General features: G+C 70.7%; 20 protein-coding genes and 1 pseudogene. 17 read left to right on the top strand and 4 right to left on the bottom strand.

All coding sequences use genetic code 11. The features are described from left to right. Positions 1-10 precede the first annotated feature (10 nt). The 15 genes from JDY09_RS06105 to JDY09_RS06035 all read left to right on the top strand — a co-directional run bounded on the left by JDY09_RS06105 (position 11) and on the right by JDY09_RS06035 (position 12763). Entirely contained in the window at positions 11-451 is a 441-nt protein-coding gene (locus JDY09_RS06105; RefSeq protein ID WP_274716041.1) for a GatB/YqeY domain-containing protein, read from the top strand. A gap of 16 nt (positions 452-467) precedes the next feature. Then, complete coding sequence (locus tag JDY09_RS06100; RefSeq protein WP_274716040.1) at positions 468-1541, top strand: PhoH family protein; 1074 nt, start codon at positions 468-470, stop codon at positions 1539-1541. Beyond that, on the top strand, positions 1538-1978 hold the full coding sequence (gene ybeY / locus JDY09_RS06095) for an rRNA maturation RNase YbeY (protein WP_274716039.1): 441 nt from the start codon (positions 1538-1540) through the stop codon (positions 1976-1978). Before JDY09_RS06100 ends, ybeY begins: the two co-directional genes overlap by 4 nt. Beyond that, positions 1968-2897, top strand: coding sequence for a GTPase Era (gene era / locus JDY09_RS06090; RefSeq protein WP_274716038.1), 930 nt, complete (start codon positions 1968-1970; stop codon positions 2895-2897). The genes ybeY and era overlap by 11 nt, the downstream gene beginning before the upstream one ends. Before the next feature lie 17 nt (positions 2898-2914). Next, positions 2915-3562, top strand: a complete 648-nt coding sequence (gene hisIE, locus JDY09_RS06085) for a bifunctional phosphoribosyl-AMP cyclohydrolase/phosphoribosyl-ATP diphosphatase HisIE (protein ID WP_274716037.1) — start codon at positions 2915-2917, stop codon at positions 3560-3562. Beyond that, entirely contained in the window at positions 3546-5042 is a 1497-nt protein-coding gene (gene trpE, locus JDY09_RS06080) for an anthranilate synthase component I (RefSeq protein WP_274716036.1), read from the top strand. The genes hisIE and trpE overlap by 17 nt, the downstream gene beginning before the upstream one ends. A gap of 32 nt (positions 5043-5074) precedes the next feature. After that, positions 5075-5707 carry an anthranilate synthase component II gene (locus tag JDY09_RS06075; protein WP_274716035.1) on the top strand — a complete coding sequence of 211 codons (633 nt, stop codon included), beginning with the start codon at positions 5075-5077 and terminating at the stop codon, positions 5705-5707. A 17-nt stretch (positions 5708-5724) separates the two neighbouring features. Further along, a complete protein-coding gene (trpD, locus tag JDY09_RS06070) occupies positions 5725-6768 on the top strand; it encodes an anthranilate phosphoribosyltransferase (RefSeq protein WP_274716034.1) in 1044 nt (347 codons plus the stop codon). Positions 6769-6820: 52 nt separating this feature from the next. Beyond that, positions 6821-7612 carry an indole-3-glycerol phosphate synthase TrpC gene (gene trpC, locus JDY09_RS06065; RefSeq protein ID WP_274716033.1) on the top strand — a complete coding sequence of 264 codons (792 nt, stop codon included), beginning with the start codon at positions 6821-6823 and terminating at the stop codon, positions 7610-7612. 79 nt (positions 7613-7691) lie between these two features. Then, positions 7692-8900, top strand: coding sequence for a S1C family serine protease (locus JDY09_RS06060; RefSeq protein ID WP_274716032.1), 1209 nt, complete (start codon positions 7692-7694; stop codon positions 8898-8900). 112 nt (positions 8901-9012) lie between these two features. Continuing rightward, positions 9013-9747 (top strand): phosphoribosylanthranilate isomerase, encoded by a 735-nt coding sequence (locus JDY09_RS06055; RefSeq protein ID WP_274716031.1) that lies wholly within the window; start codon positions 9013-9015, stop codon positions 9745-9747. A 59-nt stretch (positions 9748-9806) separates the two neighbouring features. Next, positions 9807-11087, top strand: coding sequence for a tryptophan synthase subunit beta (gene trpB, locus JDY09_RS06050; RefSeq protein WP_428837471.1), 1281 nt, complete (start codon positions 9807-9809; stop codon positions 11085-11087). A 2-nt stretch (positions 11088-11089) separates the two neighbouring features. Next, positions 11090-11911: a tryptophan synthase subunit alpha gene (gene trpA, locus JDY09_RS06045; RefSeq protein WP_274716029.1), complete on the top strand. Its 822-nt coding sequence runs from the start codon at positions 11090-11092 to the stop codon at positions 11909-11911. 133 nt (positions 11912-12044) lie between these two features. Then, a complete protein-coding gene (locus JDY09_RS06040; protein WP_274716028.1) occupies positions 12045-12584 on the top strand; it encodes an ester cyclase in 540 nt (179 codons plus the stop codon). After that, positions 12584-12763 carry a hypothetical protein gene (locus tag JDY09_RS06035; RefSeq protein WP_274716027.1) on the top strand — a complete coding sequence of 60 codons (180 nt, stop codon included), beginning with the start codon at positions 12584-12586 and terminating at the stop codon, positions 12761-12763. Before JDY09_RS06040 ends, JDY09_RS06035 begins: the two co-directional genes overlap by 1 nt. 18 nt (positions 12764-12781) lie before the next feature. Here the strand turns inward: JDY09_RS06035 and JDY09_RS06030 are convergent, their stop codons facing one another. Continuing rightward, a complete protein-coding gene (locus JDY09_RS06030) occupies positions 12782-13813 on the bottom strand; it encodes a 6-phosphofructokinase (RefSeq protein WP_274716026.1) in 1032 nt (343 codons plus the stop codon). Positions 13814-13882: 69 nt separating this feature from the next. On the opposite strand from JDY09_RS06030, the gene JDY09_RS06025 reads away from it, so the two are divergent. Beyond that, entirely contained in the window at positions 13883-15031 is a 1149-nt protein-coding gene (locus tag JDY09_RS06025) for an ABC transporter substrate-binding protein (protein WP_274716025.1), read from the top strand. A gap of 13 nt (positions 15032-15044) precedes the next feature. After that, on the top strand, positions 15045-17153 hold the full coding sequence (locus tag JDY09_RS06020) for an amylo-alpha-1,6-glucosidase (protein ID WP_274716024.1): 2109 nt from the start codon (positions 15045-15047) through the stop codon (positions 17151-17153). Between the two features lie 50 nt (positions 17154-17203). Here JDY09_RS06020 and JDY09_RS06015 read toward each other — a convergent pair. The 3 genes and pseudogenes from JDY09_RS06015 to JDY09_RS06005 all read right to left on the bottom strand — a co-directional run. Further along, a pseudogene (locus JDY09_RS06015) lies at positions 17204-18148 on the bottom strand (glycosyltransferase family 4 protein); the annotation flags it as partial. Positions 18149-18526: 378 nt separating this feature from the next. Then, on the bottom strand, positions 18527-19447 hold the full coding sequence (locus tag JDY09_RS06010) for a TIGR01777 family oxidoreductase (protein WP_274716023.1): 921 nt from the start codon (positions 19445-19447) through the stop codon (positions 18527-18529). A gap of 139 nt (positions 19448-19586) precedes the next feature. After that, entirely contained in the window at positions 19587-21038 is a 1452-nt protein-coding gene (locus JDY09_RS06005; RefSeq protein ID WP_274716022.1) for an NAD-dependent malic enzyme, read from the bottom strand. Positions 21039-21041 lie beyond the last annotated feature (3 nt).

The raw sequence follows: 21041 nt of genomic DNA, 5'->3' as shown, positions 1-21041 counted from the left end.
ACTTGCCTGAGTGGCTTTGCTCGCACAGATCCAAAACGACGTTCGCGCCGCGCTCAAGGCGGGCGAGCGTGAGCGCGCGCAGGCGTTGCGGATGCTTGCCAACGCTCTCCAGAACGCGCACAAGGACGCGCGCGGACGCACCGTCGACGAAGTCGAGATTCTGCGCCGCGAGCGCAAGCGACGGCTCGAGGCGGCCGAAGCGTACGAGCGCGCCGGCGACAGCGAGCGCGCTCGAGCCGAACGAGCCGAGGCGGAGCTCATCGACGGTTACCTCCCGCAGCCGCTAGCGACCGAGGAGCTGGCGCGGATCGTCGACGAGGCGATCGCCGAAACCGGGGCGAGCGAGCCGCGCGACGTCGGCAAGGTGATGGCCGCTGTGATGCCACGAGTTCGTGGCCGTGCCGACGGTGCCGAGGTCAGCCGGCTCGTCAAGGAGCGGCTCGCTGCGTAGCTCGGCGCGAAGCGAAGTGGTTCGCGCTCGACTCGAGCTGTCGAACGACGTTGCTCGCGAAATCGCTGGTGCCGGAGACGCCGTCATCCGCGCGCTCGAGCGGCAACTCGACTGCCGGGTTCATTTGCGCGGCAACGTGCTCACGCTCAGCGGCAGCCAGGCGGATGTAGCCGCGGGGGAAAGCGTGGTTCGCGAGATCGAGCAGCTGGTCGAGCGCGGCCACGAGATCGCGCCGGGAACGGTCGAGGCGGTGACACGCGCGCTCGACGCGCGCGAGGACCCGCAGCGGGTCCTCGAGGACGTGATCTGGCAACACCGCGGCACGCGGATCGCCCCCAAGACCCTCAACCAAAAGCGCTACGTCGACGCGATCCGGCGCGCGACGATCACGATCGGGATCGGCCCCGCCGGTACCGGGAAGTCGTTCCTGGCCGTGGCGATGGCGGTCGCGGCGCTGACTCGCCGTGAAGTCAGCCGCATCGTGCTCACGCGGCCGGCGGTCGAAGCCGGCGAGCGGCTCGGTTTCTTGCCGGGCGACGTGATGGCCAAGGTCGATCCCTATCTGCGGCCGCTTTTCGACGCTCTCTACGACATGCTGGACCCCGAGCGTGTGAGCCAGTTGCTCGATCGCGGAGTGATCGAGGTGGCGCCGCTCGCCTACATGCGCGGGCGGACGCTGAACGACGCCTTCGTGATACTCGACGAAGCGCAGAACACGACGCCCGAGCAGATGAAGATGTTCCTGACCCGCCTTGGCTTCGGATCGCGGATGGTGGTGACCGGTGACGTGACCCAGATCGACCTGCCGCAAGACCAGCCGTCGGGGCTTGTCGTCGTCGGCGAGATCCTCGACGGCATCGAGGGCATCGAGTTCGTGCGCTTCGGCGACGAGGACGTCGTCCGGCACAAGCTCGTGCAGCGCATCGTCGCTGCCTACAACCGTTACGCGCAGCAGAACGAGCGAAGCTCGGCAAGGGCAGCCGGCGAGCGTCGCGACCGCCGCCGCGACGGCGTCGGGCAGGGAAGGCGCGAGCAGCCGCGCGTCGGCGAGGGCTCGCCGCCGCCGGCGCGATCGATCGAGCGCCGATGAGCTGCCGCACCGAGATCGAGGTTTTCGCCGCCGACGGCGAGCTCGCCGAACGTTTGCGCGCCGCGGCGCAGGCGGCGCTCGAGGCGGCCGGTGTCGGCGACGGTCACCTGGCGATAACGCTCGTCGATCGCGAGCGCATGCGCGCTCTCAACCGCTCTCACAGAGGGCGCGACAAGGCGACCGACGTGCTTTCCTTCCCTGTCGACGGCAGCGGCCCGACGGCCGGGCCGCGCGAGCTCGGCGACGTGGTTCTCTGTCCGCCGGAGTGCGAGGACCTCGTGGAGTGCACCGTTCACGGCGTCCTCCACCTCTGCGGCTACGACCACGAAACCGACGACGGCGAGATGTTCGCCCTCCAGGAGCGGGTGCTGACCGGCCTGCGTGTTCCACGTAATGCGGTGGCTACACCCGGGTCGCGGAGTGCAGGTGGCTGCTGAAGCGGGCGCGAGCGCTCGGGGAGGCGTCGAGGGCGCGACGACGCGCGCTGGCTTCGTCGCTCTCGTGGGGCGCCCGAACGTCGGCAAGTCGACGCTCGTCAACCGGCTAGTGGAAACCAAGGTCGGGATCGTCTCCGACAAGCCCCAGACCACGCGCCGCGAGCTGCGCGGCGTCGTCACCGGCGACGGCTGGCAGATGGTGCTCTGCGATCTTCCCGGCTTCCAGCGGCCGCGCGACATCCTCACCGAGCGCATGCAGGCACGGGTCGAGCGGTCGCTTGCCGACAGCGACGTCGTTCTTTTCATCGTCAGCGCCGCCGAGCCGATCGGGGCGGGCGACCGCTTCATCGCCGAGGCGGTGCGCGCCGCGCAAAAGCCGACGGTCGCGGCGGTCAACAAGATCGACGCTGTCGATCGCGAGACGACCGCGCTGGCGTTGCTCGAGGTCGAGAAGCTCGGTCTGCCCGGCGAGATCTTTCCCGTCAGCGCCAAGACCGGCGAGAACGTCGCGGCGTTGCGGGACCACCTCGTCACGCTGCTCCCGGAAGGCCCGTTCCTCTACCCGCCCGAGGTGCGCAGCGACCTCCCGCCCGAGCTCGCCTTCGCCGAGCTCGTGCGCGAGCAGGTGCTTTTGCGCACGCGCGAAGAGGTGCCGCACGCTGTCGAGGTGGAGGTGTCGGAGATCGAACAACGCGACGACGGCTCGCTCGTCGTCCACGCCGACATCTGGTGCGAGACCGAGAGCCAGAAAGGCATCTTGATCGGGCGCGGCGGTCGGATGATCAAGGCGATCGGGAGCGCGGCCCGCCGCGAGATGTCGCTGCTGGCCGGCACGACGGTGCACCTCGACTTGCGCGTTCGTGTGCGCAAGCGCTGGCGCAAGGACGAGAGCCTCGTTGAGCGGCTCGGGATCGGTTGACTGCGACAATCACGGCGATGGCGGCGACAACTCGCGGTGGCGACAGCGCTCGTGCCGACAGCGCGCTCGTCGACAGCGTCGTGTTCGACGAGCGCGGGCTCGTGCCGTGCATCGTCCAGGACTGGTCGAGCGGCGAGGTGCTGATGCTCGCCTACATGAACCGCGAGGCGCTCGAGCGGACGCTGGCGAGCGGCGAAGTGCACTTCTGGTCGCGCTCGCGTCAAGCCCTCTGGCGCAAGGGCGAAACGTCAGGCAACGTGCTGCGTTTGCGCGATCTGCGCCTCGACTGCGACGGCGACGCCTTGCTCGCGCTAGCCGAGCCGGTCGGTCCCACCTGTCACACCGGCAAGCGCACCTGTTTCCACCGCGGCGGTCGCCAGCCCGCGCCGCACGAGGCGCTGCCGGCGCTCGAGCGCGTCATCGCCGAGCGCGCGAGCTCGCGGGCGGAGGGTTCTTACACGGTGCAGCTGCTCGCCGACCCCGAGCTCGCCCGTGCCAAGGTCAGCGAGGAAGCGGAAGAGGTCGTGCGTGCCGCCGCCAGCGAGAGCGAGCGCAGGCTCGCCGAGGAAGCTGCTGACCTCCTCTACCACCTTGCGGTGCTGATGGCCCAGCGCAACGTGCCGCTGGGAGCCGCCTTCGAGGAGCTGAATGCCCGTCGCCGCTGAACCGCTCGCGCTCTGGCCCCCGCGCGAACTGTTCCGGGAGCTCGCCGCCCGCCACGCGGTGGTGCCGGTCGCGCACCGGCTGACTAGCGACCTCGACACGCCAGTCTCGGCCTATCTCAAGCTGCGCGGCGAGGGCCCGTCTTTTCTGCTCGAGTCCGCGGAGCAGGGTCAGCGCCTCGGCCGCTACTCGTTCATCGGCTTTCGGCCTCGCGCCGTCGCCCGGCTCGACGGCGACACGCTGACGGTCGACGGTGCGCCGCACGCGCTCGGCGATCCCTACGCTGTCGCCGCCCACCTGCTCGGAGCGCGCTCGGTGGCCGCGGTCGAGGGGTTGCCGCCGTTCGTCGGCGGGGTGGTCGGGATCTTCGGCTACGACCTCGCGCGCCGCGTCGAGCCGGCGATCGGGAGCGGTCCCGAAGACGACATCGGGCTTCCCGAGCTGGCGCTGATGGTCTGCGACCTTCTCGTCGCGTTCGATCACCTCCGCCACGAGTCGACGATAGTCGCGAGCGTCTGGGTGGACGGCGACCCCGACGCCGGCTACGACGCCGCGGCAGCAGCGATCGCTAGCGTGCGCGAGCGGCTCGCTGCACCGGTGCCGGAAGTCGCGCGCGCCGGCGGCAAGCGCGTGTCCGTGCCCGAGTTCACGTCGAACGTCGGGCGCGCGGGCTTCGTCGCTGCGGTCGAGCGCTGCCAGGAGTACATCCGGGCCGGCGACGCCTACCAGATCGTGCCCAGCCAAAGGTGGTCGGCGGTGTGTCCCGTCGACCCCTTCTCGGTCTACCGGGGCCTGCGCTGCGTCAACCCGAGCCCCTACATGTACTTCTTCGATTTCGGCGACTTCCAGCTGGCCGGCGCATCACCGGAGCCGCTCGTCACCGTCAACGGACGACGGGTGTCGCAACGCCCGATCGCCGGCACCCGGCCGCGCGCCGGTACCGCCGAGGGCGATCTCGCCGTCGCCCGCGAGTTGCTCGCCGACGAGAAGGAGCGGGCCGAACACGTGATGCTCGTCGACCTCGCGCGCAACGACCTCGGCCGTGTGAGCGAGTACGGCACCGTCGCTGTCGACGAGCTGATGGTGGTCGAGACCTTCTCGCACGTTATGCACATCGTCTCGACGGTTTCGGGGCGCTTGCGCGACGGGCTCGGCGCCGTCGACGCGCTGCGCGCGGTCCTTCCCGCCGGCACGCTGTCCGGCGCCCCCAAGATCCGCGCGATGCAGATCATCGACGAGCTCGAACCGACGCGACGCGGCCCCTACGGTGGCGCGATCGGCTACTTGTCGTACAACGGCGATCTCGACACTTGCATCTGCATCCGCTCGGGCGTGTTCAAGGACGGGCGTATTTACGTGCAGGCGGGGGCTGGTGTGGTGGCCGACTCGGTGCCCGAGCGCGAAGCCGACGAGACGGAGGCCAAAGCCGCAGCGGTGCGCGCCGCGGTCGAGCTCGCCTGCGAGCGACCCGAGCTCCCCTAGACGACCGCGCCGTGTGTCCGGAGGCGACAGTCGTGACCTCGCAGCGCCGCAGCGGCGCCGACGGCGCCTCCCCGCGGCGCGTCCTCGTGATCGACAACTACGACTCCTTCACCTACAACGTGGTGCAACTGTTGGGCGAGCTCGGTGCCGAGGTAGCGGTGGTGCGCAACGACTCCGCGACGGTCGACGACCTGTTGGCACGAGCGCGCGAGCGCGGCGAGCGGCTGGTCGTCTCGCCGGGGCCGTGCACGCCGCGCGAGGCGGGCATCTCGGTGGCGGCGATTCGCCGTTTCGCCGAGGAGGGGGTGCCGGTGCTTGGCATCTGTCTCGGCCACCAGGCGATCGCTGTGGCGTTCGGCGGACGGGTCGTGCGGGGACAACCGGTGCACGGTAAGGCGGCGACGATCGAGCACGACGGCAAGGGCGTTTTCAGCGGTCTGCCGGCACCGATCGAGGTCGGTCGCTACCACTCGTTGGTGGTCGATCCCGATCTACCTCCCGAGCTCGCGGCGACCGCTTGGGCCGGCGAGGTGCTGATGGGGATACGCCACCGCTCGCTCCCTGTCGAGGGGGTGCAGTTCCACCCCGAGTCGGTGCTGACGCCGCACGGGCGTACGATGCTGGCGAACTTTCTGACCCTCGCTCCGGACAGCGCGAACGCGTAGGCTTCCCCCAACGAGACGTGCCTAATCCCCTGCTGACCGAGGTCATAGAGCGGCTAGCCCGGCGCGAGAACTTGCCGCCCGAGGAGGCGCGCGCGGCGCTCGGCGAGATCATGGCTGGACGGGCTTCCGACGCCCAGACGGCCGCGTTCCTGATCGCTCTGCGCACGAAGGGCGAGACCGTCGACGAGATCGTCGGGCTCGCTGAGGCGATGCGCGAGCGCGCGCTACCCGTGACGCTCCCGGACGGCGTGGTGGCGATCGACACCGCCGGCACCGGCGGCGGTCGGCCCACCTTTAACGTTTCGACGACCGCAGCGCTGATCGCGGCGGCAGCAGGCGTGACCGTCGCCAAGCACGGCAACCGCTCGGCCACGAGTCGCTCCGGTTCGGCCGATCTGCTCGAGGCGCTCGGAGCGTGCATCGAGCTCCCTCCCGAGCTGATCGCGCGCACGATCGCCGAGACCGGGTTCGGCTTCATGTTCGCACCGCTCCACCACGCTGCCACCCGCCACGTCGTGCCCGTCCGGCGCGAGCTTGCGGTGCGGACGATTTTCAACTTCCTCGGTCCGCTCACCAACCCCGCGGGCGTGCGCCGGCAGGTGATCGGCGTCGCCGACAAGGCGTTCCTGGAACCGCTCGCAGCGGCGTTAGCGCGGCTCGGCTGCGAACACTGCCTCGTCGTCGCGAGCGCCGACGGCCTCGACGAGATCAGCGCCAGCGCCCCGACCGCCTACGTCGAGGTCCGCGACGGCGAGACGAGGAGCGGAACCATCGATCCCGCGACGTTCGGGATCGAGCCGATCGCCGTCGACCGTGTGCGCGCCGGCGACCCGGGCGAGAACGCCGCCATCACGCGCGCGATCCTCGCCGGCGAACGCATTCCCGAAAGGACGATCGCGGTGATAAACGCCGCCGCGGCGCTCTACGTCGCAGGAGCGGTGGGGACGTTGCGCGAGGGAGCCGAGCGTGCAGCCGCGGCTGTCGACAGCGGCGCCGCCGCCGAGCTCCTGGAGCGGTGGGTACAGATGACGCGCGAGCTCGCTCCGGTCGGCGCAGGCTAGGCGTGGTGGCAGCGAACGGATCGGGCAAAGCAACCTGCCGGAGGCGTCTAGGGTGCGGCTCGACGCGCTGATCGCCGCCACGCGCGAGTCGCTCGCGCGCCGTCGCGAGGAGCTACCGCTGCGCGAGCTCGAGCGTCTCGTCGAGCTCGATCGCGGTGGCCGCCCGTTCGCCGAGGCGCTGGCCCGCCCGGGCACCTCGGTCATCGCCGAGTACAAGCGCCGGTCGCCTTCGGCCGGCACGATCCGCGACGACCTCGATGTGGCCGACGTCGTCAGCGCCTACGAGCGCGGCGGCGCCGCTGCTATCTCGGTGCTCACGGAGGAGCGCCACTTCGGCGGCTCGCTCGCCGACCTGCGTGCGGCGCGGGCGGCGACCGACCTGCCGATCCTGCGCAAGGACTTCACGATCGACCCGTACCAGGTTTACGAGGCGAAGGCGGTCGGTGCCGACGCCGTGCTACTGGTCGTGGCGGCGCTGCGCGACCGCGAGCTCGGGCGGCTACTTAGCCTCGCCGCGGAGCTCGATCTGGACGCGCTCGTCGAGGTGGCTAACGAGGACGATCTCGAGCGCGCGCTGGCCGTCGACGCCGATGTCATCGGCATCAACAATCGCGATCTGACCGACTTCACCGTCGACATCCGTCGCACGTTCGACCTCTTGCCGAGCATCCCGGCGGGCAAGATCGTGGTCTCCGAGTCGGGCATCGAGACGCGCGCCCAGATCGAGGAGCTCGAACAGATCGGGGTCGATGCAGTGCTCGTCGGCACCGCTCTGATGCGCGCCCCCGATCTCGAGGCGGCGGTGCGGGAGCTCACCCGTTCCGGCGAGCCCAGCCAGGCGTAAGCCCCCCACGCGCGGCTCTCGGCTTTCTCCAAGCCTTCTCTTAGGTAGCGCTTAGCGCGATCGGATTAAATGGCGGGCGATGGAGGAACAGAACGGGGGTCGCAAGATCGCGGTGGGGCACCTGCTGTCCGGTGTGGTCGGCGGGCTGCTTGCCGCTGCCGTCGTGTTGCTGCTCGGCGTGGCGGGTGTCGTCGACTTCGGCGAGACGCGCGACGTCGTGCGCGAGCGCACCGTCGTGCGCGGCTCGGGCGGCAGTTCTCTCGACGTCAGCGCCATCTACCGCGAAGCCGGTCCGGGCGTGGTCTACGTCGAAGCCCAGGGCGGCACCGACACCTCCCCGTTCGGTCTGCCGTCGCCGAACGAGGAAGCCACAGGTTCGGGCGTCGTCCTCGACCGCGACGGCAACATCCTCACCAACTGGCACGTCGTCGAGGGTGCGCGCTCGATCGCTGTCCGCTTCAGCGAGAACGGCGAGCTGGTGCCCGCCGAGCTGAAAGGTCGCGACCCCTCGTCGGACCTCGCCGTCGTCAAGGTCGATCCCGACCGTGTCGGCAGCAAGCTTGTGCCGTTGCCGCTAGGCAACTCGGCGCGCGTGAAGGTCGGCGATCCGGTCGTCGCGATCGGTAACCCGTTCGGTCTTTCGCGCACCGTCACCACCGGCATCGTTTCGGCCGTGCAGCGACAGATCCAGGCGCCGAACGGGTTCACGATCCCCAACGCGATCCAGACCGACGCTGCCATCAACCCGGGCAACTCGGGCGGTCCACTGCTCGACGCCGAGGGTCGCGTGATCGGGATCAACTCGCAAATCGTCACCGGCGGCAGCCGCGGCTCCGTGGGGATCGGCTTCGCCGTGCCGATCGACCTCGCCAAACGCTTGCTTCCACAGCTCAAAGAAGGCGGTGTCGTGAAGCGCGCCTACCTCGGTATCGAGATGACCGATCTGACCTCGCAGCTGGCCGAGGACCTCAACCTGCCGGTGCGCAGCGGCGCCCTGATCACGACGGTCGTTCCCCGTTCGCCAGCGGCGCGGGCCGGCTTGCGAGGTGGCCGCACCAGGCTCGAGAACGGGTTGCGCGCCGGTGGCGACGTGATCGTCGAGATCGACGGTCGGCGCGTGCGTTCGGCCGAGGACGTCACAGCGATCATCGGCGAGCGCAGTCCCGGCGACACCGTGCGCATCGTCTACTACCGCGGCCGCGAGCGGCGCACGACCCAGGTCGAGCTGGGTACGCGTCCGGCGCGCCTCGCCACCCAGACGCTCCAGGAACAATCGCCGCTGCCTTGAGCGATGCTGCTCCTGGTGGCGCCGACGCCCCTCGTCGCCATGCGGTCGCGAGCGCGATCGGCGCGGCGGCCGCGCAGGCACGTTCACGGGCGGCTGTGCCACGATTGACTGCGTGACGAGGGTCAAGGTCTGTGGCCTCACCGATCCCGACCAGGCGCTCGCCTGCGCCGATCTCGGCGTGTGGGCGGTGGGGGTCGTGCTCTGGCCGCAGAGCCCGCGCGCCTGCAGCGTCGAAGCGGCGGAGGCGATCGGCCAGCTGCTCAAGCGACGCGCCGAGGTGGTGGGCGTTTTCGTCGACCAGCCGCTCGACGAGATCGTTTGGCTCGCCGATCGTTGCCTGCTCACCGCTGTGCAGCTCCACGGCCACGAGGGTCCGGCGTTCTGCGCCGAGGTGGCACGGCGCACCGGTTGCAAGGTCGTGAAGGCGGTGCGCGTACGTGACGCGGCGAGCGTTCGCTCGCTGCAGCCCTACCACGTCGACTACCACCTGCTCGACGCCTACGTCCCCGGCACACCCGGCGGCACCGGCGCGACGTTCAACTGGGAGCTTGCCCGGATGCACGACCACGGCGTGCCGGTGATCCTTGCTGGCGGCTTGAACCCCGACAACGTGGCCGCCGCGATCGCCGCCGTGCGTCCCTTCGCGGTCGATGTCTCGTCGGGTGTCGAGCGGCGCCCCGGCGACAAGGATCTGGCCCGGGTGCGGGAGCTCGTGGCCGCGGTCGCTGCCGCCGACCACGAGCTCGCGCACGAGTCCGAGGTGCCCGCGACGAGGTCGCAAACCAGCGCCGCCCCGCGCCGCCACGGGCGCTCGCTGCTGGCCGGCGCGAAAGCGGGGCGCCGGTGACGGGCGGCCGCGAAGGTATCGTCGGGGGCGGCCGCGAACCTGTCGCCGGCACCCCGACGCTGCCGCCACGGCGGTTCGGCCCCTATGGCGGGCGCTACGTGCCCGAAACCTTGATCCCCGCGCTCGACGAGCTCGAGCGGGCGTGGGCCAAGTTGCGTGACGAGCCGTCCTTTCGCTCCGAGCTCGGCGACCTACTGCGCGACTACGCCGGCCGGCCGACACCGCTCTACCACGCGCGCAGGCTGTCGCAGTCGACCGGTGGCGAGATCTACCTGAAGCGCGAGGACCTGCTCCACACCGGTGCGCACAAGATCAACAACGCTCTCGGCCAGGCGCTGCTCGCGCTGCGGATGGGAAAGCGGCGCGTGATCGCCGAAACGGGGGCCGGTCAGCACGGAGTGGCGTGCGCTACCGCATGCGCGCTGCTCGGCCTCGAGTGCGTCGTCTACATGGGCAGCGAGGACATCCGCCGCCAGCGACCGAACGTCGAACGCATGCAGCTTCTGGGGGCGCAGGTGAAGCCGGTCGAGGCGGGCGCTCGCACGCTCAAGGAGGCGGTTAGCGCGGCGATCCGCGACTGGGTCACTAACGTGGAGACGACCCACTACGTGATCGGCTCGGCGGTGGGTCCGGCCCCATATCCCGCGCTCGTGCGCGACCTGCAGCGCGTGATCGGAGAGGAAGCGCGCGCGCAGATGCTCGAGCGGCTCGGGAGGCTGCCGGACCGTGTCGTCGCTTGCGTGGGCGGTGGCTCCAACGCGATCGGCACGTTCGCTGCTTTCCTCGACGACGACACGGTCGAGCTGGTCGGTGTCGAGGCGGCAGGGGAGGGGATCGCGAGCGGTCGCCACTCGGCACCGCTCACAACCGGCGCGCGCGGCGTGCTGCACGGCGCTTTCGAGGCCGTGCTGCACGACGAATGGGGCCAGGTGCTCGAGGCGCACTCGGTATCGGCGGGGCTCGACTACCCAGGCTCCGGTCCCGAGCACGCGTACCTGCGCGACACGGGTCGGGTGCGCTACGTCGCTGTCGATGACGCGGCCGCGCTGCGCGCGTTCCGCGCGGTCTCGCGCGCCGAGGGCATCATCCCGGCGCTCGAACCCGCCCACGCCCTCGCGTACGTGCTCTACGAAGATCCCGCGCCCGGTGCGGTCACGCTGGTGACGTTGTCGGGGCGGGGTGACAAGGACCTGGCGACCGTGCTGGCGCTGGGCGACGAAGAGGGCACGGGCGCCGACGGCTCTGTGTCGCAAGCGAACCGCCCGGCTGGCGCGGCGTCTAGCCAGGGGCCCCTAGCCGACGCAGGCGCCGCGTCCCGAGCCGACGCGACGGAGAGCTAGAGGTGGGACGGGAAGTCGACAGCCCCCGTCCGGACGGGTGCGAACGGATCGCGGCCGCCTTCCGCGCCGCTGCCGGCCGAGCTGCGTTGATGCCCTATCTCCTTGGCGGCTACCCGGATCTCGAGACGTCGCGCGCCTGTCTTGTCGCCGCGGTCGAGGCCGGTGCCGACCTGGTCGAGCTCGGCATCCCGTTCTCCGACCCCCTCGCCGACGGACCGGTGATCCACCACGCCGCAACGCTCGCACTGGAGCGCGGCGTGACGCCCGGGGACGTGCTTGCGCTCGCGACGAGCGTGGCCGAGCGGGTGCCCGTGGTCGTGATGGTTTACGCCAATGTCGTGTTCACGCGTGGTCCCGAGCGGTTCCTCGACGAGCTGCGGGCAGCCGGCGTGGCCGGTCTGATCGTCCCGGATCTGCCGTTCGACGAGGCGGCGGCGGTGCGTGCCGCTGCCGACGAGCGCGGACTCGCGCTGGTTCCGCTCTGCGCTCCGACCACACCCGACGACCGCCTGCGTGTGCTGGCAGCCGGGGCGCGTGGCTTCGTCTATGCCGTGTCGCTGACCGGCACCACGGGCGAGCGCGATGCGCTGCCGCCGAGGCTCGAGCGCTTCGTGGCGCGCGTACGCTCCCTGGCGCCGGTTCCGGTAGCGGTCGGATTCGGTGTTTCGCGTCCCGAACAAGCGGCGCGCGTGGCCGAGATCGCCGACGGCGTGATCGTCGGCAGCCGCATCGTGCGGGCGGCGGGGGAGGGGGGCGCGGATGCTGTCCGCACCGTCGTGAGCGAACTTGCCGCTGCCGTCACGGCGGTGCGCCAAACCGCCTGACGGCGAGCGACTCCTGTCAGGCACGACACACCGCTCTCGGTGCGGCACCCGGCCCGGCTCGAGGGCGAGGCTCTGGTAGGGTCTCGGCGCCGAGCGCGGGGACCACACGGCCGATCGGGAGGGGGTGGCCAGGATGAGCGACGAAGGCCTGCAGGAGGACGCGACCACAACGAGCCCTGCCGCGATCTGCGCGAAGGGGTACTTCGATGCTCTTTCGCGTCGCGATCCCGACGCGATGATCGCGCACTGGGCCCCGGACGGTATCGACGACATCGTGCCGTTGCGGGTGCTTCGCGGTCACGACGAGATCCGCTCCTTTTTCAGCGGTCTGTTTGCGGCTATGCCCGATCTGGAGACACATGTGCGGCGCATCGTCGCCGACGAGTCACGGGCTGCCGTCGAGTGGCGGATGCGAGGCACGTTCAGCGGTAGCCCGTTCGAGCGCATCGCGCCTACCGGTCAGACACTCGAGCTGCGCGGCATCGACCTGCTCGAGGTCAAGGGAGCGCTCATCGTCCGCAACGTTGCGTACTACGATGGCGCGGCCTTCGCCCGACAGCTGGGGATGCTGCCAGCACCCGACTCCCCGGCCGAGCGGGCGCTCAAGAGTGCGTTCAACGCGTACGTCAAAGTGCGCAGGGACATAGTCGGAAGAATCGGAGGGTCGCGCTGATGGGCGTTCTCGTCACTATCGTGATCGGTCTTGTCTTCTGGGTCGCTGCCTGGGCGTTCGGCGCGAAAGCGATCGACGCCTTCCTCGTCACCGTATTGCTCGCGGTCGCGGCAGCAGCGGTACGGGCAGCGGCGCCGGGCATTCGCCGCGGGATGCGGCTCGAGCGCGATTCTTCCTGACCGTCGGTCGGGGGCTCGTCAACCGAAGAAGGTCGCGGCGAGCTCGTAGAGGTCGTCCGGCACGAGCTTCGGTTCGCGCACCGCGTCGGCGAGCGGCACGAGTTCGATCGCGGTGCCGCGCAGTGCCGCCATCGTGCCCCAGCGGCGCGCAGCGACAGCGTCGGCAGCCGCGATCCCGAACCGTGTCGCTAGCACGCGGTCGAACGCCGTCGGGGAGCCACCGCGCTGCGTGTGGCCGAGCACGACGGAGCGGGTCTCGTAGCCCGTTCTCTGCTCAATCTCGCGCTCCAGGATCTGGCTGATGCCACCGAGGCGCACGTGCCCGAACTCGTCGGTGCCCTGTTCGCGCACTACCAGCGTCCCTTCGCGCGGTTGCGCCCCCTCGGCGACGACGACGATCGAGAAGTAGCGGCCGCGGGCGTGCCGCCGGCGCACGAGGTCGCACACCTCGTCGATGTCGAACGGGCGCTCGGGGATCAGGATCACGTCGGCACCGCCGGCCAGCCCGGAGTGCAGAGCAATCCAACCGGCGTGGCGCCCCATGACTTCAACGACCATCACGCGGTTGTGCGATTCGGCAGTGGTGTGAAGACGGTCGATCGCCTCGGTCGCGACCGAAACCGCTGTGTCGAACCCGAAGGTGAGGTCCGTCGCGCTGAGGTCGTTGTCGATCGTCTTCGGGACGCCAACGACCGGGACCCCGTGTTCGCGCCAGAGCCGCTCGGCGGCGCCGAGCGTGTCCTCGCCGCCGATCGCCACGACACCGTCGAGCTCGAGCTCGGCGAGCGTGCGCCGGACGCGCTCGGGACCGTCGTCGCGCTTGAAGGGGTTGGTGCGCGACGTGCCGAGGATCGTGCCGCCACGTGGCAGGATGCCTCGCGTCGACTCGATCGTGAGCTCCTCGTGAACGTTCTCCAGCACACCGCGCCAGCCGTCGCGGAACCCGAAGAGGGTGTGACCGTGCCGCTCGACACCTCGCCGCACGATCGCCCGAATCGCCGCGTTCAGACCTGGACAGTCGCCACCACCGGTAAGGACTCCGATGCGCATGTCAAGCGAGCCTACCGACAGCGGGCAGGAGCGACTGAAGCCGATAGCGAGGTCTCGCCCCTCGCAACCATGAGCTGGCGTGTGTACGTGCCGCCGCCGGTGGGACACCGACGCGCGAGCGCGCAGGGACGCGCTGCGCGCACGGTGGCGCTACTCGCTGCGGCGCTCGCTCTCGCCCTGTTCACCGGTTGTGGTAGCGAGCGAGTGGCGGCGCGTTCCGAAGCGGGCACGCTCGTCGCTGTCAGCGCACCCGCTCGCGGGCCGCAGGCCGGTCTGGCTCGCGCTTTCGCCGCCGGGGTGGCGGAGGGTGTGCGCCGGGCCCAGCGGCACGGCGGTCCGGCGCTCGAGGTATTGCGTCTCGACTCTTCAGCACCCGACGGCAGCGGGACCGACCCCGAGCGAGTGGCCGCCAACGTCGCGACGCTGTTGCGTCGCGGCCGCGTGCGGCTGTACCTGGGCGACCTCGACAGTCAAGCCACGGCAGTCGCGCTGCCGGAGCTGAACCGCGCCGGCGTTCCGGTCGTGACCGGCGCCCCCGGTGCGGTCGGTTTCGATGCCCGGGGACCGGGGCGGCTTACCGGCGAGCCGGCTCGCTACTACCCGCACGGCGATCGAACGCTGGTGCGCCTCGTCCCCAACGACAGTGCGCGCACGCGGCTTGCTGCGCAGCTGTTCGCGCGCCAGCGGTGCCGCTCGTCGGTAGTTCTGAGCGACGGGACGCTCGACGGCGAGGCGGCGCGCCTGGCCTTTCGTGCTGCCGCGCGCACCGCTGGTCTCCGCGCGCCTACAGAATGGACGTACGAAGGCGGGCGGCTCGACACCGCGGTAGCGGCCGAGCTGGCAGCGGCGCCGCGTCCGCTCTGCGTTTTGGCAGCCACCGGTGGCGGCGCGCGCGGATTGGCACTGCTTGCGAGCGCAGCGGCCGCCGCCAGCGGCGGCGTTGTCGTCGCCTTCGACCGCTTCGACGCTCGCGCACGGGCACTGGTTGCGCGGCGCGCGCGCAGCACGGTGCTCGTAGCGACATGGTTCCGGAGTCCCGGCGAGGACGCCTACCGGGAGCTCGGACGGCGAGCCGGCCGAGTGGCGGCGCGGGCGCTCGCTGCGCGCCCCCGCGACCGGCTTTCGCTCGCCCGGTTGATGGCGCGGCTGCGGCGAGAGGCGGAGCGCGAAGCGCTGTCGTCGTTGCGGGCCGCGCCGCTCGCCCGGCCTCGCGACTAGCCTTTGGCCGCCCATGTCGAGTTCCACTGTGAGCGTGCTCGACGGGTCGACGTTCGTCGTCGCCGACGGCGTCGGTGATATCGACGCTTCCCGCAACCCCGACCACGGGTTCTACGTCGACGACACCCGTGTCCTGTCGCTTTTCCGCTTGCGGGTCGACGGCAGCGATCTGACCGCTTTGTCGGTGAGCAGCGAGCGCCACCTCCACGCCCGCTTCTTTCTCGTGCCGGCGGCGCGACGCAAGTTCGACGACCCGCGCCTGTCGGTGATCCGGGAGCGTGTGGTGCGCGAGGAGTGGGTCGAACAGTTGACCGTTTTCAACCACACCCCCCAGCGCACCAGGGTCGAGCTAGAGGTCGAGATCGACGCCGACTTCGCCGACCTGTTCGAGGTCAAGGAGGGTGCGGTGCGGCCGCGCCCGGCCGAGAGGCGCATCCTGGGCGACAGACTGCTACTGCGCTACCGCCGCGAGCAGTTCGAGCGCGGGGTCGAGTTGGCGGTCATTCCCGAAACCGGCGGCGACAGCGGCGACGGTGCCAGTGGGGGTGCGGCGGTGGCGTCCGCCGTCACCGTACAGCCCCGCTTCGACGGCCGCGGCTTGCGCATCCCGATCGAGCTCGCCGGGCGCGGCTCGGCCCGGCTCGAGCTCCACTTCCGACCGCTCGGGGAAGGGCGCAGCAGCGACAGCGGCGAGCGCCCCACTTTCGCCGCTGCGCTCGCGGCGGCACGCGCCCGCCGCGAGCAGTGGCAGCGCGAGGCGCCCGAGCTCACCACCGACTGGACCGAGCTGGAGCAGCTGTGGCGCGCGAGCATCGCCGACCTTGCCGCGCTCCGTTTCCGCCCGCGCCACACCGGCGCCGTCGAGCTGCCAGCGGCCGGCCTGCCCTGGTTCATGGCGCTGTTCGGGCGCGACACGCTGATCGCTAGCTACCAGGCGCTGCCCTTTCTGCCGGACCTCGCGCGCGCAGCGCTGCGCACGCTCGCTGCCCTGCAGGCGACCAGCGACGACCCCGAGCGTGACGCCGAGCCAGGCAAGATCATCCACGAGCTGCGCTCGGGCGAGCTCGCCGCGTTCGGCGATTCGCCGCACTCGCCTTACTACGGCTCGGCCGACGCCACCCCGTTGTTCTTGGTGCTGCTCGACGAGTACCACCGCTGGACGGGCGACGACGTCTTGGTGCGCGAGCTCGAGCCGAACGCCCGCGCCGCGCTGCGTTGGATCGACCGCTACGGCGATCGCGACGGCGACGGTTTCGTCGAGTACGCGACCCGCAACCCGATGCGCGGTTTGCGCAACCAGTGCTGGAAGGACTCCTGGAACTCGATCGTGTTCGCCGACGGCAGCATCGCCGAACCGCCGATCGCGAGCTGCGAGGTGCAGGGCTACGTGTTCGATGCCAAACGCCGCTGCGCGCGCCTGGCGCGGGAGGTGTGGGGCGACCCCGCGCTCGCCGAACGGCTCGAGGCGCAGGCCACCGACCTCGCCCGCCAGTTCGACGCGGCCTTCTGGCTCGACGAGCGCGGTTTTTACGCCCTCGCGCTCGATCGCAACAAGCGTCCGTGCGACGTTTTGACGTCGAACGTCGGGCACTTGCTGTGGAGCGGCATCGTCCCACCCGAGCGCGCCGCGCGGCTCGCCGAGCTGATCACCTCCGAGCGCCTGTCGAGCGGGTTCGGCATCAGGACGCTCGCCGCCGACGAGCTCGCCTACAACCCTGTCGGCTACCACAACGGCAGCGTCTGGCCGCACGACAGCGCGCTCGTCGCGCATGGGCTGCGTCGCTACGGTTTCGCGCACGAGGCTACGGCGATCGCCTGCGCCCTCGTCGACGCCGCGAAGCCGTTCGCGTTCACCCTGCCAGAGGTCTACGCCGGCTACCCGCGATCGCTGACCGCGGTTCCCGTCGAGTACCCCACTTCGTCGCGCCCTCAGGCGTGGGCCGCAGGTGCAGGTCTCTTGGTCGTGCGGGTGCTGATGGGTCTCGAGCCGGCCTCCGCCGGGGCGCGCACGGACGCGCTTGTGTGCGACCGCGCGGAGCGGATCGAGCTGCGCGGGGTGCGCGTCGGCGCCCGGCGTGTGACGCTCGTGTCCACGCCTGCGCCGGCCACCACCAACCTGTAGGCCGACTCGTACGCCTCGGCGACGCGGGCGACGTCGAAGCGCTCGCGCACGACTTCGCGGCAGCGTGCCGGGTCGATCTCGTCGAGCCGCCCGACGGCGGCAGCCATCGCCTCCTCGTCGGCGACGAGGAAACCTGTCTCGCCGTTCGTGACGATCTCGGTTGCTGCCCCCTCGGCGAAGGCGATAACGGGTGTGCCGCAGGCGAGCGCCTCGATCATCACCATGCCGAACGGCTCGGGCCAGCGGATGGGCATCAACAGCGCGCTGGCGCGGGCGAACAAGCGCTGCTTCTCGACCCCTCCGACCTCGCCGACGTAGCGGACGCTCTTGCCATCGATGTGCGGCTCGACCTCTTCGGCGAAGAACTGTTCCTGCCCCGGCTGCACGGGCCCGGCCAGCACCAGCGGGCGGCCGGCGCGACGCGCCGCTGCGATCGCCCGGTGCGGGCCCTTGACGGGCGCCATCCGGCCGATCCAGAGCAGGTAGTCGTCCTTGTCGGGGGCGAACGGCCACTCGTCGGTGCGCAGCGGGTTCGGGATCACGCCGACGACGCGCAGCCCTGGCGGTGCGGTGCGAAGCTGCGCGGCGCTGATCGCGACGAGCGGCGCCTTGTGTCCGTGACGTCGGTAGAAGCCGTAGGTGCGCTCGTCGAAGGGTCCGTGGAGAGTGTGCAAAAGCGGGGTGCGCAAGCGGTCGGCGAAGGCGAGAGCGACGAAACCGCTGTGGTCGTGGATGAGGTCGTAACCGGCGCTGTCGGCCTCGATCGCCGCCAGCGCGCTCGCGACATGGTCGGCCTCTTCGAGCGCCTGGCCGATCGCGCGCGGGTAGGGGCGCTCGAGGGGGCTTACGACACGTGCTTGCGAGCGCGAACCGGGCGCGGCGAAGAGCGTGACTTCGTGACCGCGCTCGACAAGGGCGTCGGTGAGCTGCGCGACGACCAGTTCGATCCCGCCGTAGCCGGGAGGCGGGACCTCGATCCAGGGCGGCGCGAGCATCGCGATGCGCAGCCGGCGAGGGCTACGGTCGCCGCGCCACGAGCTGACGCGCGGCGAGCGGTAGAGACGTTCGCGCACCGCCTCCTCGCCGGCTAACGGCAGGCCGTCGGGCGCTTCAGGCGTAGGCGCATCGCCGTCGGTCGCATTGTCACGCCGGGAGCGCGCGAGGCGGGCGAACGCGCTCGCCACGAGTGGGGCGAGCCACGGCGAGAAAACGAGAGCGCCACACACGACGGTGAGCAGTACCGTCGCTCCAATGTCGGCAAGCGTTGCAACCTGGACACCCACGTAAATAACTTGGTAGCTAGCGGCGGCCGGCGCGCCAACCACGCCCAGCTACCTGTTAACGACGCGGTAACTGTCAGCGCGGCGACCGGGTCAGCGCGGCGACCGGCCGACGAGGTGTTCGAGCGCACCGTCTAGATCGGGCCAGCGGAAGCGGTAACCCTCTTCCAGCGCTCGCGCCGGCAGAGCGCGCTGGCTGGCGACCAACACAGCGGCGAGTTCGCCCCCGAAGACGAGCGCGAGCGCCGCGCGCGGGACCGGGAAGAGCGCCGGTCGGCGCAGCGTTCGCGCCAGCGTGCGGGTGAACTCGCCGTTGCGCACAGGGTTGGGCGCCGTCGCGTTCACCGTGCCGTGCACCTCGTGGTCGAGCGCCCACAAAAGCAGTCCGACCTCGTCCTCGAGGTGGATCCACGGCATCCACTGGCGGCCACTGCCGACGCGGCCGCCCAGGCCCAGCCGGAAGATGGGCAAAAGGCGCCCGAGCAGGCCACTGCTGCGGTCGAGTACGAGCCCCGTGCGCAGCACGCACACGCGCACGCCCGCGCCCTCGGCGCGTTGCGCCGCACGCTCCCAGTCGACGCACACCCGCGCGAGAAAGTCGTCGCCGGGAGCGCTTCGCTCGGTGAGCTCCTCGTCGCCCCGGTCGCCGTAGTAGCCGACCGCCGACTGGCTCACGAGCGCGCGCGGCCGCTCCCCGTCGGGAAGCGCGGCGAGCGCGTCGACGAGCGCGTTGGTCGCGTCGATCCGACTCGTGCGGATCCGCTCCTTGGCTGCGGCCGTGAGGCGCTGGTCGATGCGCTCGCCGACCAGGTTGACGACCGCGTCGCAGCCCGCCAGCGCTTGCCGGGGTGGCGCTGCCGGCGGATCCCAGCGGTGCCAGTCGAGCTGGGGCAACCGTGCTGCTGCCCGCGCCGGGTTGCGGCTCAGCCCGATGACAGTGTCGCCGCGCGCGGCGAGCGCCCGCGCAAGGGCGGAGCCGATCGTGCCGCTAGCACCGGTGACGAGGACGCGCATACACGCAGATTACGGACGACGCCGCACTGCGGTTCAAGGTTCAAATCGCCGGCGCCGCGCGGAGCGCGAAGCCGTGGTGCGTTCGGGTGCGCCGCTGCGAGCCGCGCGGGCCCGGAGCGCACGGCGGATCGCGGGTGCGCTAAGCGACCGCGGCGGGGCGCCGGGCCTCCGGCGGCGTCGTCGCGCGAGCCGTACCGCTGCGGAGCGCCTCCTGCGCCACCGCCTCCGCGACGGCGTGCACCACGTCGCGGTTGAACACGCTCGGCACGATGTAGTCCTCGTCAAGCTCGTCGTCGCCGACGACTTCGGCGATGCCGCGCGCGGCCGCGAGCTTCATCTCGTCCGTGATGCGCTCGGCGCGAACGTCCAACGCCCCGCGGAAAACGCCCGGGAAGGCGAGCACGTTGTTGATCTGGTTCGGGTAGTCGGAACGGCCGGTGGCCATGACGCGCACGTAGGGGGCTGCCTCCTCGGGGCGTACCTCCGGCTCGGGGTTGGCCATCGCGAAAACGAACGGCTCGGGATTCATCTTCTGCAAGTCGCGCGCGCTGATGATGCCGGGGCCGGACAGCCCGATGAAGAGGTCGGTGCCTTCGATCACGTCGCTCGGTTTGCCGGCCCGGCACTCGGGGTTGGTGTTCTCGGCCAGCCAGCGTTTGGGCGCGTTCATCTTGCCGGCGACGTAGTCCTCGCGTTCGCGGTGGATAGCGCCGAAGCGGTCGCAGGCGACGATGCGGGTGACGCCAGCTTGCATGAGGATCTTCGCCACCGCTACACCGGCCGCTCCCGCCCCGACCATGCACACCGACAGGTCGCTCAAACGGCGGCCGGTGAGTCGGCAGGCGTTGATCAGCGCGGCCAGCGTGACGATCGCGGTGCCGTGTTGGTCGTCGTGGAAGACGGGAATGTCGAGCTCCTCGACGAGGCGCTGCTCGATCTCGAAGCAGCGCGGCGACGAGATGTCCTCGAGGTTGATGCCGCCGAAGGTGGGCGAGATCCGCTTCACCGTCTCGACGATCTCGTCGACGTCTTTGGTGGCCAGGCAGATCGGGAACGCGTCGACGTCGGCGAACTCCTTGAAGAGCATCGCCTTGCCCTCCATGACCGGCATCGCCGCCTCGGGGCCGATATCGCCAAGCCCGAGCACGGCCGTGCCGTCGGACACAACCGCAACGGTGTTGCCCTTGATCGTGTACTTGAACGCCTTCTGGCGGTTCTCGGCGATCGCCATGCAGACGCGCGCGACCCCGGGCGTGTAGGCCATCGACAGGTCGTCACGCGTCTTGATCGGGTGGTTGAGGCCGGTGTGCAGCTTGCCGCCACGGTGCACCTCGAACGTGCGATCGGTGATCTCGAGTACGCGTGCCTGGCGGACCGCTTGGACGGCCGTGATCACCTCGCCGCGGTGTTGCGGGCTCGTGCACTCGACGGTGATCTCGCGGACGGTCGAATCGCCGCTCGCCTCGACCGTGTCGACCGCGACGATCGCCCCGCCGGCGCGCGATATGGCGGCGGTTACCTTGCTCAGCACCCCGCCGTGTGGCAGCTCGACGCGGAGTGTGACGGAGTACTGAGCGGAAGGTGTAGCCATCGG

Origin of the sequence: Thermoleophilum album (assembly GCF_028867705.1) — a bacterium.
In the GTDB taxonomy this organism is placed as follows: domain Bacteria; phylum Actinomycetota; class Thermoleophilia; order Solirubrobacterales; family Thermoleophilaceae; genus Thermoleophilum.
Note: the sequence above shows the minus strand (reverse complement) of the source record. Positions and strands in the feature narration are given on the sequence as shown.

What these genes read in the sequence shown, in the direction of transcription:
- ybeY (WP_274716039.1), top strand. Translation starts at nt 1,538, where the DNA reads ATGAGCTGCCGCACCGAGATCGAGGTTTTCGCCGCCGACGGCGAGCTC.
- hisIE (WP_274716037.1), top strand. Translation starts at nt 2,915, where the DNA reads ATGGCGGCGACAACTCGCGGTGGCGACAGCGCTCGTGCCGACAGCGCG.
- trpE (WP_274716036.1), top strand. Translation starts at nt 3,546, where the DNA reads ATGCCCGTCGCCGCTGAACCGCTCGCGCTCTGGCCCCCGCGCGAACTG.
- JDY09_RS06060 (WP_274716032.1), top strand. Translation starts at nt 7,692, where the DNA reads ATGGAGGAACAGAACGGGGGTCGCAAGATCGCGGTGGGGCACCTGCTG.
- JDY09_RS06040 (WP_274716028.1), top strand. Translation starts at nt 12,045, where the DNA reads ATGAGCGACGAAGGCCTGCAGGAGGACGCGACCACAACGAGCCCTGCC.
- JDY09_RS06035 (WP_274716027.1), top strand. Translation starts at nt 12,584, where the DNA reads ATGGGCGTTCTCGTCACTATCGTGATCGGTCTTGTCTTCTGGGTCGCT.
- JDY09_RS06030 (WP_274716026.1), bottom strand. Translation starts at nt 13,813, where the DNA reads ATGCGCATCGGAGTCCTTACCGGTGGTGGCGACTGTCCAGGTCTGAAC.
- JDY09_RS06025 (WP_274716025.1), top strand. Translation starts at nt 13,883, where the DNA reads ATGAGCTGGCGTGTGTACGTGCCGCCGCCGGTGGGACACCGACGCGCG.
- JDY09_RS06020 (WP_274716024.1), top strand. Translation starts at nt 15,045, where the DNA reads ATGTCGAGTTCCACTGTGAGCGTGCTCGACGGGTCGACGTTCGTCGTC.
- JDY09_RS06010 (WP_274716023.1), bottom strand. Translation starts at nt 19,447, where the DNA reads ATGCGCGTCCTCGTCACCGGTGCTAGCGGCACGATCGGCTCCGCCCTT.
- JDY09_RS06005 (WP_274716022.1), bottom strand. Translation starts at nt 21,038, where the DNA reads ATGGCTACACCTTCCGCTCAGTACTCCGTCACACTCCGCGTCGAGCTG.